Here is an 11,983-nt window from a genome sequence, read left to right on the forward strand (position 1 = left end):
GAGCACGACGATCCGACGGTCGCCCGGCGAGCAGAGCCGCTGCTCGCCGGGCGACCTACGTCCACCCGGAACCGGCACGGCCCATGGCTGACCTGGCGCCTGCACTATCCGGGTACGGGGAGCCCGATTTGTGGGAACGCCCTAATTACGCCGATCCTGACTGGTGTAAAACGTGGCTGCGCAGGAGCGACCAGTCCGACATCGTGGTGAGCAGGGATCGCGGAAACGACCGCGGCTCCGATGCCTTTCGGGCCGGTGCGCCGGCCCAGCCGGTCGAGTTGGAGGATCTCGATGACCGAACCCGATCACAGCGCAGCGGCACGTCTTCGGCGCAGGTTGTCCGCTGCCGACATGGCGCGGGTGGCCATGTTCGCCGCCCTGATCGCGGTGCTCGGCCTGCCCGGATCGTTCAGCCTGTTCGGCAACGCGGTGCCGATCACCCTCCAGACGCTCGGGGTTCTTCTGGCGGGAGCCATCCTGGGTGCCTGGCGCGGCCCGCTGGCCGTCATCGTTCTGCTTGCTCTCGTCGCGGCCGGTCTTCCGCTGCTGGCCGGCGGGCGCGGTGGCCTGGGGGTCTTCGCCGGGCCGTCGGTCGGGTATCTGATCGGCTGGGTGGTCGGGGCGTTCGTCGTCGGCTGGATCATCGAACGGGGCGGCCGCCGCCCCGGACTGCACTGGGTGTTGTCCGCCTGTCTGCTCGGCTCGGCACTCATTCTGCTCATCGGGGTCCCGATCCAAGCTCTGGTCACCGGAGTACCGCTGGCCACCACCGCGAAGTTGTCGCTGGCCTTCGTGCCGGGGGACGCCATCAAGTCGGTGCTCGCGGCCGTCGTTGTCAAGGGAGTGCAGCGGGCCTACCCCGAGGCGTCACCTGCGGTCCGCCGGGCCCGGCAGGCTGGTGACAGCGGGCTTCCCGTTCACGGCCCCAGGTAGGTTGCCTCCGTGCCCGTAGCAAGAGACGTCCTTGATCATGCTGCCCGTCGTCCCGGATCGGTCGCCGTGCGCACGCCCGCGGCGGATCACACGTTCGCCTCCCTGGGGGCTGACGTCGTCACCGCGGCCGACGCGCTGTGGACGCGGGGCGTGCGGCCCCGGAGCGTGGTCGCCATCGATCTTCCAGACCCGGCACAGTACCTGGCCGCGCTACTAGCCACCGACCTGATCCGGGCGATACCCCTGGTGTGTGACCCGTCGTGGGGTGTCGAGCAGCGCAGCGCCGTCCTCGGCGCCGTCGCCCCCGATGTTCACATCGACGGGTGGCCGATTGCGGCGACCTCTCAGCCGTCCGATACCGATACCCGACGCGGCCCGGAGCTGGACACGTTGGCCCGGCTAGCCGCCCAGGGGCTCGGCCGCTTCACCGACCGGGTCGGACCAGCTGCCCCTGACGACCACGCCTGGGCGGGTTTCAGCTCCGGCAGCACCGGGCGGCCCCGGGCCATCGTCCGGACGCGTGCCTCGTGGACCGCGTCGTTCGGCGCGGCCGCCAAGCTCACCGGGCTGAACGGCGGCGTCGACACCGTCCTCGTGCCCGGCCCCCTGGCGTCGTCGCTGTACTGCTTCGCCGCCCTGCATGGGTTGGCCGAGGGCTGCACGGTAGTGCTGACCGGCCGGTGGTCCGGCCGGCTGATCCGCCCGCACCTGCCGCACGTCGACCTCGTCCACGTCGTCCCGCATCAGCTCGGTGTGCTGCTCGACGACCTGGAGGTGTCCGGTCCGGGTCGGCTGCGTACCGCCGTCGTCGGTGGCGCCGGACTACCTGCCGGACTGCGAGAACGGGCCGCCCGCGGTGGCGTCGACGTCGTCGAGTACTACGGCGCCGTAGAACTGTCGTTCGTCGCCGTGGACCCCGACGGTTCCGGACTACGCCCGTTCGATCAGGTGGAGATCGACATCCGCCCGGTACCCGGCGGGACCGACCTCGGCGAGGTATGGGTACGTTCCCCGTGGGTGGCACACGATTACCTGGCTGGCGCCCGGGGCCCGTTCCGCAGCGACGGCACTGGTTGGGTGTCCGTTGGCGACCTGGCCGAGATCGGCGCTCCCGGTGCGCCGCTGCGCCTGCGTGGACGGGGTGACGGAGCTGTCCTCACCGGCGGCGCAACCGTGGTACCCGAAGATGTCGAGGTGGTGCTGGCCGGTGTCCCGGGGGTCAACGGGGTTGTTGTCGTCGGCACGCCACACCACCGATTGGGCGCCGTCGTCACCGCCGTCATCGAGACTGGCGCGGAGTCGGTACCACGGGTAGCGCTGGAATCGGCGGCTCGCCGCGGCCTGATGCCGGCCCAACGGCCCCGGCGCTGGTTCGAGATCGATCAGCTGCCGCGCACCGGCTCCGGGAAACCCGCACGCGCCGCGATCACCGAAGGGCTCCTCCGCGGCGGCCTCGGCGTGCGGCCGGTGCGGTGACGGCATGGACGCCCTGACCCCCGTTGTCGTCGCCGCCCGGCGCACCGCCATTGGTACGGCTGGACGGGCCCTGTCCGACGTGCCGGTCGACGCTTTAGCGGCCCCAGTGCTCGCTGCCGTGGCCGGCGATCTCGACGCGGCCGGAGCGGCGGCGCCGGTGAGTGCCTCCGCGTCGCGGACGATTCCGGACCCGTTGGGGATCGAGCCGGCCAATGAACTGGCGCGGGGCGAATTGGCGCGGTGGATCCGGGTCGACGACGTAGTACTAGGCAACTGCATGGGGCCCGGAGGCAACATCGCCCGGGTCAGCGCACTACGGGCGGGACTCGGCGTCGACGTTCCCGGAGGCACTGTAGACCGCCAGTGTGGCAGCGGCCTGGCGGCTATTCTGCAGGCCGCCCAGTCGGTCCAGAGCGGCGCGGCCCAGGTGGTCGTCGCCGGTGGTGCCGAGAGTGCGTCGACGGCTCCGCTGCGCGCACACCGCGGATCCGAACCGGACGCGGCGCCCACGCCGTACAACCGCGCCGCGTTCACCCCACCGGAATTCGGTGACCCCGGTATGGGGGAGGCCGCCGACGCGCTGGCCTCCGTGTGCGGGGTGAACCGCGAACGTCAGGACGCCTACGCCGTCGCCAGCCATGCCAAGGCCCGCGCCGCGCGATCCAACGGCCGGTTCACGGCCGAAACGGTGGTCGTCGCCGGGCTCACCCAGGACGAACGCCCACGGACACTACGAACCGCGACCCTCGCTCGGATGCCGGCGGCATTCGTCCCCGGCGGGACGGTCACCGCCGGCAACTCCTGCCCGATCAGCGACGGTGCGGCAGCCGTGGGAATCGTCACCGAGGCGGCCCGGGTCCGCGCCGGGATCCCCGGTCTGCGCCTGGTGGCCGGAGCCGTGGTCGGGTGTGACCCACGCTGGCCCGGCTGGGGGCCGGTACCCGCCGTCGAACGTGTCCTCGCCGCCGCCGGCGTCAGCATCACCGACGTAGCCGCCGTCGAGATCGTCGAAGCGTTCGCCGGCCAAGTGCTGGCCGTCACCGACGCGCTGGGGCTCGATCCACTCGACCGGCACGGCGACGTCGTGTGCGCGGACGGAGGCGCCCTGGCTCTCGGCCACCCGTGGGGCGCCACCGGCGCCGTCGTAGTGGTCCGATTGTTCAGCCGGCTGGTCCGCGGGGGCGCGCCGACCGGCACCCTCGGCCTGGCCACCGCGGCCGTCGGCGGGGGGCTAGGCGTAGCGGCGCTCTTCGAGGTCGTCGGATGTTGACCGGCGCCTACGTCGCGCGCCCGTCGCCGCTGCACCACCTGCCCGCCGGAGGAAAGCTGGCGGCGCTGGCCGTCGCGTGCACCGGCCTGCTGATGGTGCGCACCCCCGCCGGGGTAGGGGTCGCCACGGCGGCCGTCGCCGGTCTCTATGTGGTTGGCCGGATCCGTCCGGCGGAGGCATGGGCGCAGGTACGTCCGCTGCGCTGGTTCGTCGCCGCCATTCTCACCGTCCAACTGCTGATCACTGATGTGCCCGCGGCGATCTCGCTCACCGCCCGCATCGTCCTGGCAGTGGCCCTCGCCGGGCTGGTCACGTTGACCACCAGGACAACCGACCTGATGGCCGCCATGGAACGGGCCCTCCGACCGCTGCGCCGGCTCGGCGTCGACCCGGCACGGGTCGCGCTGTTGATGTCGCTGGCCATCCGGAGTGTGCCCGTCGTCGCCGGGATCGCCCGGCGGGTCCGGGACGCGCAGCGCGCCCGCGGCCAGGAACGCAGCATCCGCGCGTTCGCCGTGCCCCTGGTGGTGGGGGTGCTGCGACACGCGGACACCCTGGGCGAGGCCCTGCAGGCCCGCGGTATGGACGACTGACCGATCACGCGGCAACAATCGGAGGTATACACATGTATGTGGCCAGGCTCGGCCTGACGCCCGTCAAAGGGATGACACATACGTCGTTCGCACAGCTCGACTTGGACGCCGCCGGGCCCCGGTACGATCGCGAGTTCTGCGTCGTCGAGGCTGCCACCGGGCGGGTATTGCGTACCGTCGAAGACGACATGGCGATGGCGTGCCACGCCGTCTGGAAACCCCCGGTGCTCATGATCAGCACGCCGATCGGCGATGTCACCGACGAAGTCCCGGCGGCGACACCCGCGCCCGGGCTGGTCGGCTACTACTGGGACCGCGAACTGGCGCTGGTGGCCGTACCTGGACCGTGGACGGAGCTGCTGAGCCGCTACTTCGGCCGGCCGGTCCGGCTGTGCCGGGTGCGTGGTGCCGCCCGGCCGGTGTGGGCCGGCCCCGTGTCGCTGGTGACGTCGTCGGCGCTGGCCGAGTTGGCACACCGGCTCGGCCGTCCGGTGGACGACGGGGCGAGATTCCGCGCGACGATCGTCGTCGACACCGGCGAAGATGCGCCGTTCGTCGAAGACGCGTGGGTCGGATCCAGGCTGCGGATCGGTAGCGCCGTGATCAGCATCGACGAACACCTGCCGCGCTGCGCCGTGGTCGACCGGCGGCCGGGGGCGGGCGGATTCGACGCACGTGTACTCGCGGCCCTGGCCAGCGACCGCCGGTTCGGGGGCGAGATCGTATTCGGGGTGGCCGGCAGAGTGGAGGTGCCGGCGCGGATCACCGTGGGCGATGAGGTGGTGCTTCTGCCAGCCCAGCCCAAGGGCTGACGTCAGACCCGATCCCTGTGCGACGTCGCGCACTCCGCTACCGCCAGATGGCGTTCAAGCCCGAATCCGGCCCTTAACGCCATCTGGCGGTAGCGGAGTGCGGGGCAGGGCGGCGTGGTCCTCGCCGTAAGGGAAACCGTGCCGTCGCCACGACAACAAGGAGGCTTACTGCACACGGCGGCGTGCCCGGTGGAGATGATGAACAGGCACCCATCCGACGGCTGGATCGTCGGTCCCGGAACTACCGTCGAGGGGATAATCGACGATTACCGACGTGCGTGCGGGCAATCCCGGCAGGTCGCCGCTGGGCTGACCCTTGACGACACGGCGCCGCATCCACGGATGGGCTGGGTCTCGTTGGGCTGGGTGTACGTGCACATGATCGAGGAGACCGCGCGGCATGCCGGTCATGTCGACATTCTCCGTGAGCAGATCGACGGTTCGACCGGCTTCGACGGTTGATAGCCGGATGGTGCGCCGCCATCTGGTGGTAGCGGAGTCCGGGGTAGGGCGGCATGAACCTTGTCGTCGCCACAACAAGGAGGCTTACTGCGGCCTCCGCCTGGGCATAAGGACGCTTACTGTCGCTGGGGCGACAACAAGGAGGCTTACTGCATATGGCGGCGTGCCGTAAGGAACCTTGTTGCAGCCAGCGCGACGGCCCGTCACCCGTTCAGGTGTGTTGACGATGGCCAGAGCCGCGCGGTGGCGGTGTTGGGCTGGATGAGTGTTGGGTCCCGGTGCGACATTGCGCACTTCGCTACCGCCAGATGGCGTTAAAGCCCGAATCGGGGCCCTAACACCATCTGGCGGTAGCGGAGTGCGGGGCAGGGCGGCATGAACCATGTCGTCGCCACAACAAGGAGGCTTACTGCGGCCTCCGCCTGGGCATAAGGACGCTTACTGTCGCTGGGGCGACAACAAGGAGGCTTACTGCATATGGCGGCGTGCCGTAAGGAACCTTGTTGCAGCCAGCGCTGAGGGTGGCAGCGTCACGCGCCGATGGTGATACACGTCAACAGATGGTGAGCAGACACGGCGCGGTGGACGCCCTGACGATCAGATGCGTGTCTTGCTATCGCACACGTTTGTCCCGCATCTGATCGCCGAGCATCCGCATCGTGAGACGCGATCAGATGCACCAACGGCGCCGCCCACCGCCGTCCGCACACCTGATCGTCCCCGTGGAAATGATCAGGTGACATAACGGAGATCAGGTGCGGATCTACCTGTGGGCGGGGTGGGGTTGGGGTGGGGTTGGGGCGCGGCACGGCGCCGGGGCGCCCCTAACCTGTTGGCTTGTCCAGCGCCGGTCGGCTAGACAGGATGTCATGAACCCTGAACTCGACGTGCGGGTGGGCACGGCCGCGGATAGCCGGGCCCGGTCCGAACTTCTCGCCGGCCTCTTCCTGTCGGACTTCGACCAAGCCATCTCCGACCGACGCCAGATGGTCAACGAACCCGAGCGTTCGTTGGTGGCCACTGACGGGGAGCAACTGGTCGGCACGGCGGCCATTTTGTCGCGGGAGATGTCTGTGCCCGGCGCCTCTCTACCAGCCGCCCATGTGACGGCGGTTGGTGTCGCCCCGACGCATCGCCGCCGTGGTCTGCTGCGCCGCCTCATGGAGACCCAACTCGGCCAGATACGCGACCGGGGCGTCGAGCCGATCGCCGCGTTGTGGGCCAGCGAGAGCGGCATCTACGGTCGTTATGGGTACGGACTGGCTTCGTCACACGTCAGCTACTCGATTGCCACCGCTGAGACGTCGGTCCCTGGGCAGACGCCGGCTGGCCGGTTGCGGATGGTGCCGATAGAGGATGTCCGAGACCAGCTGGCCGACCTCTTCGAGCGGGTCCGGCTGGACCGGCCGGGTATGTCCAACCGGCCGGGTCGCTGGTGGGAGTACCTCGTGCTCGACCCTGAGTCGAGGCGCGACGGCATGAGCGCCCGGCGATGCGTCGTGTACGAGGATGACGGGCACCTTCAGGGTTACGCGCTGTGGCGGGTGAAGTCGGAACGTAACGCGACCGGACCGGCGGGTCGAGTGCACGTATCCGAGTTCATCGCGGGTACCTCCCAGGCCTACGCGGCACTCTGGCGGTTCCTGCTGGAGATCGACCTCACCAGGACGGTCACCTATCATTTCGCCGCCGTCGACGAGCCACTCCCGCATCTCGTCACCAATGCCGAGGCCGTGGGTGTCGAGACGAGCACCGCTCTGTGGGTCCGGGTGGTAGATGTCCCTACGGCACTAGCTGCCCGGTGCTACGCCGCACCGGTCGACGTCGTCCTGGAGATCGGAGACCCTTTGCTGTCCGGCAACTCCGGCCGGTGGCACCTCGTGGGCGACGCGACGTCGGCCACCTGCAAACCAACGGACGCCGAACCGGCGCTCTCACTCGACGTAGCCACCCTGGGGGCGGCGTACCTGGGCGGCACATCGCTGACGTCGTTGGCGGACGCCGGCCGGGTGGACCAGCACCAGCCCGGTGTCTTGGCGTCGACGAGCGTCGCGTTCGGATGGCACTGCGCACCCACCGCTGTCGAGATCTTCTGATCCAATGACACCCACCCGGCCAGCGGAGCGCCAGATTCCGGTCCGCGAATCGGGGGGTGTGGCCAGGCGGTCAGGGACCTAGGCTGTTGGCGTGCCTAGCAACGACGACCATCACCCCAACACCCCTAGCCGCATCGAGCAGGCCGCTCGCCGGTTGCGTGAGGCAGCCGTGTCGGGTGTGCCCTGTCAGCCGGTCCGCGATCTCATCGACGCCGGTGACCTCGCCGGCGCGTACGCCGTGCAGAGGCTCAACATCGACGCCGCCTTGTCCGCCGGCGCCCGGCGATGCGGCCGCAAGGTCGGGCTGACGAACCCCGCCGTTCAACGTCAGCTCGGGGTAGATCAGCCCGACTACGGCACCATCCTCGACACCATGGTGTTCACCAGTGGTGCACAGGTGCCGTTTCGTGGGCTGCTCCAGCCACGCGCCGAGGCCGAGATCGCCCTGGTCCTGGGCCAGGACTTAAGCGGAGGGCAGGTCACCGCTGAACAGGCGGCCGCCGCCGTCTCCGGTATCCGGCTGGCCATCGAGGTGGTCGACAGCCGGATCGCCGGCTGGGACATCACCTTTGTAGACACCGTCGCCGACAACGCCTCGTCGGGCCTAGCCGTTCTCGGTGCGGAGTTGTCGCCGCCCGACGGGCTGGACCTGGCCGCCGTCGAGATGACGCTGAGCCGCAACGGAGTCGAAGAGTCCACCGGACGTGGTGCGGCCACCCTCGGGCACCCGATGAATGCGCTGGCGTGGCTGGCCGCGGCCGCCGACAAGCTCGGCGATCCGCTCCAGGCCGGTGAGGTGGTGCTCACCGGAGCCCTGGGGCCGGTGGTCGACGTGCGGGCCGGCGATGTCGTCACCGTGGAGTTCACCGGTCTGGGCACCGTCCACGCGCACTTCGAGTGACACACCCATAGCGGGGTTGGCCGGGGTCGTCGGTCGCCGGCGGGGAAGTGATCACCCGAGCAAGGCGTCAGCGTCTCGCATGATACCTTCACCCTCGTCGTCGACTGGGAGGTCGTGCCGATGGGGCGCTCGGACTTCGTGGGGCGGACCAGGGAACTCGGCGTATTGGCCGAGGAGTTCGCCGCGGTCCAAGTCGGTGGTGGTGATCGCCCTGGGCGCTGTGTTGTCATCGGCGGGCGCCGGCGCTCCGGCAAAACCCGGCTGGTGCAGGAGTTCATCGAGCGTGCGCATGCTCCGAGTGTCTTCTTCACCGCCGCCGGTATCTCTCCCGTGCAGGAACTGGCGAACCTGGTCGAGGCGATCACCATCTCCGGTCTCGCCGACGGCAGTGCCGAGCAGCAACCCTCGACCTGGGACACGGCGTTCCGGACGTTGGCTGACGTGTTGCCGACGGACCGGCCGAGCATCGTGGTCATCGACGAGTTTTCCCATCTGATCGAACGGGTCGACAATGTGGAGCCGAGTCTGCTGGCGGTGTGGGACGAGGTGATGGCCGCCAAACCGGTTCTTTTGCTGCTGGTGGGTTCCGACCTGCTGAGAGCTGGCGAGCAGAGGCGGCCCGGACAGCGCCTGCGGCAGAATGCTCGCCAGTTGGCGGTCGACCCGTTGTCGCCAGCTGACGTCCAAGACATGACGGGCCTCACCGCGTCCGAGGCGTTGGAGGCCCGGCTCGTGACGGGTGGTATGCCGCTGTTGTGCCGTGAATGGCGGCCCGGCCGCAAGCTGACGAGCTTCCTTCGCTCTGGTCTGGTCAACCCGGCCACCCCGCTCGTGTCGTCCGGACAGACGTTGATGGGCGTCGATGTGCCGGACGAGGCCCACGGCCGGATCATGCTCCCGGCCATCGCCACCGGTGAGGGCAGTTTCACCGCGATCCTTCGGGCCGCCGACGTGAACCGTATGACGTTCAACCGGTCACTGGAGATCCTCACCCGCAAAGGTGTCGCCGTCGGTGATCGGCCCCTGTCCACCTGGCCGTCGAGGGAAAGCCGCTATCGCATCGCGGACTCCTACTTCGGCTTCTGGTTGCGCTTCGTTATGCCGTATCTCGGGGAGATCGAACGTGACCGGAGTGACCTGACGCTGCGCCGGATCCAGGCGGCGTGGCCGGCGTGGCGGGCCTGGGCTATCCGGCCGCTGGTGCGGGCCTCGCTCGACCGGCTGCTGCGACGGCTCGATGCCCCGTGGCTCGACCATGGGTCGGCCACGGTGATCGGGGGTTACTGGACCAGGTCCAACAGTGTTGTCGTCGACCTCGTCGGCGCCGACCACGCACCAACAGCGAACCGGATAGGCCTCGTGGGCGCCGTCCATTGGGAGAACTCCGGAGGGTTCGACCCGATGCGGGTAGCAGCGTTGGCCGAGGCGCGAGAGCGGATTCCGGGCGCCGAGTTGTACACACCGATGATCGTTGTGTCGCGTGAACCCACTGAGGTCGTTGGGGTCGACGCCACCTTCTACGCCGACGATCTGGTGGCCGCCTGGCGGCCCTGACCCGGACCGTCAGATCAGCGGAGCTCGGGCGGGGGACACTAGGCTCGCTAGACCGCGTCGAGATCGACGAAGCGACGCACCGTGGCATGGTCCAACGGGTGCGTCAGGAGCTCGAAGGCATCCTCGGGGCGCAGCCAGCGCAGCTCGTCGACCTCGTCGTGCGGGACGAATGTGCCACCGAGGGCCTGCATCGACCAGAACCGGACCACTTTCGGCCGCGCGGGCCGCTTCCCGTTGCGACCCCGGTCGGAGTATTCGACCTGGTCGACGAACGGGCCCAACGTCACCTGCAACCCCGTCTCCTCGAGGACCTCCCGGACGGCGGCTTCCTCCCATGTTTCGCCCGGGTCGAGCTTGCCTTTCGGCAGCGACCAGTCGTCGTACTTGGGCCGGTGAACGACGACGATCTCCACACCCGGATCGGCATCCCGCCAGACCACGCCGCCGGCTGCCCGGACCACGTCACGTGCCCGATTGCTCATATCGCCTGCCTCGTCACTCTCACATCATCGCCCACACCCCCGCCGTCGGCGAAGCGCGGCCGCGCATCGGCCCGCACCCCATGGGAGTCCCGGGGCGGTGCAACCATCGCCTTCGATGGTCGCGGCCCGGTCCAGGTTTCTCCGGCGGGGCGGGTGACTACCCTCGAAGGGTGGTGACTCGCGCTGCCGGATCGGATTCCCCCGAACCGGCCCAGACCCAGCCGGCGGGCCGATCCCGGCGCCGGCTGGGTGTTGAGGTGTGGATCGTGCTGGGCCTGTCGCTCGGCCAGTCCGGCGTGTACGCGATGGTCCGGCTCGTGGATCGGTTGACCCGAGAGGAGCGGCTGTCCCAGCAACGGGCCACGATGAACACCTCGCGGCATGAGCGCGAGTATCTAGACCTGACCTACCAGCTGCTCGGCATCGGGTTCGCGCTGGTGCCGGTGGCCCTGGCGTTGTTCCTCCTGTCCGAGCCGGGTCAGTCGGCGCTGCGCCGGATCGGGCTGGAGCTCAGCCGACCCTGGCGGGACGTGGTTATCGGCGCCGGACTGGCCGCCGTCATCGGTATACCCGGCCTTGGCGTCTATGCGCTGGGCCTTGCACTGGACTGGAACGTCAGCATCTCCCCGAGCGGCCTCAACGACCACTGGTGGACGGTCCCGATACTGATCCTGGCCGCGCTCAAGAACGCCCTACTGGAAGAGGTAGTGGCGGTTGGGTATCTCATGACCCGGCTGCGTCAGCTGGGCTGGCAGGTGCCGGCCATGATCGCGGCTAGCGCGGTCTTGCGTGGCTCGTATCACCTGTACCAGGGCTACGGCATGGCCCTGGGCAACGTCGCCATGGGTGTGGTGTTCGGTTGGTGGTATCACCGAACCGGGCGCGTGATGCCCCTGGTGATCGCGCACACCATCATCGACGTCGTGTCCTTCGTCGGCTACGAACTATTCGGCGAGCAACTCGGCGTGTCTTCGTAACCGCGCCGGGCGTCAGCAGCATCAGTCGCCGACGGGGATGCTCGACAGGTGTGGCCACAGGTCGCGAAGCGTGCGGAAGTCTACGTCCGGCAGGCGGTCGAGGGTGGCGAGGACCTCGCTGCGGGCGTGATTGGCGTTGGCACGGTCCAGGAGTTCGGCCTTCGTGGCCGGCCGTCGGCCGAAGGCGTCTTCGACGAGGTCGGCGATCTCGATTCGGGTGACGTTCACGGGGGTCTCCGGTTGGCGAGATGGGAGTGTGATCGTGATGGCGCGGGGCGTGCCACCCAAGCGCCGTCGCGCACTCTACGCCGGCGAATCAGCGTGCGCTGCCCTTTTGGCCAAATCTGGCAGAGGATGTGCACGGACGGCGCGAGGATGCCGTCGACGCTCCAACCGAGGCAGCGGGGGACCGGTAGTGCCGCTGGCT

12 protein-coding genes are annotated in these 11,983 nt (G+C 69.2%); 10 read left to right on the forward strand and 2 right to left on the reverse strand.

The window, feature by feature from the left end; all coding sequences use genetic code 11:
- Positions 1–291: 291 nt before the first annotated feature.
- The 9 genes from G8760_RS27170 to G8760_RS27210 all read left to right on the forward strand — a co-directional run bounded on the left by G8760_RS27170 (position 292) and on the right by G8760_RS27210 (position 10,097).
- Positions 292–933, forward strand: coding sequence for a biotin transporter BioY (locus G8760_RS27170; protein WP_166355987.1), 642 nt, complete (start codon positions 292–294; stop codon positions 931–933).
- A 9-nt stretch (positions 934–942) separates the two neighbouring features.
- On the forward strand, positions 943–2,409 hold the full coding sequence (locus tag G8760_RS27175; RefSeq protein WP_166355988.1) for a class I adenylate-forming enzyme family protein: 1,467 nt from the start codon (positions 943–945) through the stop codon (positions 2,407–2,409).
- Positions 2,410–2,413: 4 nt separating this feature from the next.
- Positions 2,414–3,679: a thiolase family protein gene (locus G8760_RS27180; RefSeq protein ID WP_166355989.1), complete on the forward strand. Its 1,266-nt coding sequence runs from the start codon at positions 2,414–2,416 to the stop codon at positions 3,677–3,679.
- Complete coding sequence (locus G8760_RS27185; protein WP_166355990.1) at positions 3,673–4,272, forward strand: energy-coupling factor transporter transmembrane component T family protein; 600 nt, start codon at positions 3,673–3,675, stop codon at positions 4,270–4,272. Before G8760_RS27180 ends, G8760_RS27185 begins: the two co-directional genes overlap by 7 nt.
- Positions 4,273–4,304: 32 nt before the next feature.
- Positions 4,305–5,084 (forward strand): MOSC domain-containing protein, encoded by a 780-nt coding sequence (locus G8760_RS27190; protein WP_166355991.1) that lies wholly within the window; start codon positions 4,305–4,307, stop codon positions 5,082–5,084.
- 189 nt (positions 5,085–5,273) lie between these two features.
- On the forward strand, positions 5,274–5,546 hold the full coding sequence (locus G8760_RS30055; protein ID WP_425502399.1) for a mycothiol transferase: 273 nt from the start codon (positions 5,274–5,276) through the stop codon (positions 5,544–5,546).
- 869 nt (positions 5,547–6,415) lie between these two features.
- Positions 6,416–7,642, forward strand: a complete 1,227-nt coding sequence (locus G8760_RS27200; protein WP_166355992.1) for a GNAT family N-acetyltransferase — start codon at positions 6,416–6,418, stop codon at positions 7,640–7,642.
- 91 nt (positions 7,643–7,733) lie between these two features.
- Entirely contained in the window at positions 7,734–8,543 is an 810-nt protein-coding gene (locus G8760_RS27205; protein ID WP_166355993.1) for a 2-keto-4-pentenoate hydratase, read from the forward strand.
- A gap of 120 nt (positions 8,544–8,663) precedes the next feature.
- Positions 8,664–10,097, forward strand: coding sequence for an ATP-binding protein (locus tag G8760_RS27210; RefSeq protein WP_166355994.1), 1,434 nt, complete (start codon positions 8,664–8,666; stop codon positions 10,095–10,097).
- Between the two features lie 47 nt (positions 10,098–10,144).
- Here G8760_RS27210 and G8760_RS27215 read toward each other — a convergent pair whose 3' ends face one another.
- Entirely contained in the window at positions 10,145–10,579 is a 435-nt protein-coding gene (locus G8760_RS27215; RefSeq protein ID WP_166355995.1) for an NUDIX hydrolase, read from the reverse strand.
- A 173-nt stretch (positions 10,580–10,752) separates the two neighbouring features.
- On the opposite strand from G8760_RS27215, the gene G8760_RS27220 reads away from it, so the two are divergent.
- Complete coding sequence (locus tag G8760_RS27220) at positions 10,753–11,556, forward strand: CPBP family intramembrane glutamic endopeptidase (protein ID WP_343074464.1); 804 nt, start codon at positions 10,753–10,755, stop codon at positions 11,554–11,556.
- Positions 11,557–11,577: 21 nt separating this feature from the next.
- On the opposite strand, the gene G8760_RS27225 is transcribed toward G8760_RS27220, so the two are convergent.
- Positions 11,578–11,784, reverse strand: a complete 207-nt coding sequence (locus tag G8760_RS27225; protein WP_166355997.1) for a DUF2795 domain-containing protein — start codon at positions 11,782–11,784, stop codon at positions 11,578–11,580.
- Between the last annotated feature and the right edge of the window lie 199 nt (positions 11,785–11,983).

It is taken from the genome of Phytoactinopolyspora limicola, assembly GCF_011320225.1.
In the GTDB taxonomy this organism is placed as follows: domain Bacteria; phylum Actinomycetota; class Actinomycetes; order Jiangellales; family Jiangellaceae; genus Phytoactinopolyspora; species Phytoactinopolyspora limicola.

What these genes read in the sequence shown, in the direction of transcription:
- G8760_RS27180 (WP_166355989.1), top strand. Translation starts at nt 2,414, where the DNA reads ATGGACGCCCTGACCCCCGTTGTCGTCGCCGCCCGGCGCACCGCCATT.
- G8760_RS27170 (WP_166355987.1), top strand. Translation starts at nt 292, where the DNA reads ATGACCGAACCCGATCACAGCGCAGCGGCACGTCTTCGGCGCAGGTTG.
- G8760_RS27210 (WP_166355994.1), top strand. Translation starts at nt 8,664, where the DNA reads ATGGGGCGCTCGGACTTCGTGGGGCGGACCAGGGAACTCGGCGTATTG.
- G8760_RS27200 (WP_166355992.1), top strand. Translation starts at nt 6,416, where the DNA reads ATGAACCCTGAACTCGACGTGCGGGTGGGCACGGCCGCGGATAGCCGG.
- G8760_RS27190 (WP_166355991.1), top strand. Translation starts at nt 4,305, where the DNA reads ATGTATGTGGCCAGGCTCGGCCTGACGCCCGTCAAAGGGATGACACAT.
- G8760_RS27185 (WP_166355990.1), top strand. Translation starts at nt 3,673, where the DNA reads ATGTTGACCGGCGCCTACGTCGCGCGCCCGTCGCCGCTGCACCACCTG.
- G8760_RS27215 (WP_166355995.1), bottom strand. Translation starts at nt 10,579, where the DNA reads ATGAGCAATCGGGCACGTGACGTGGTCCGGGCAGCCGGCGGCGTGGTC.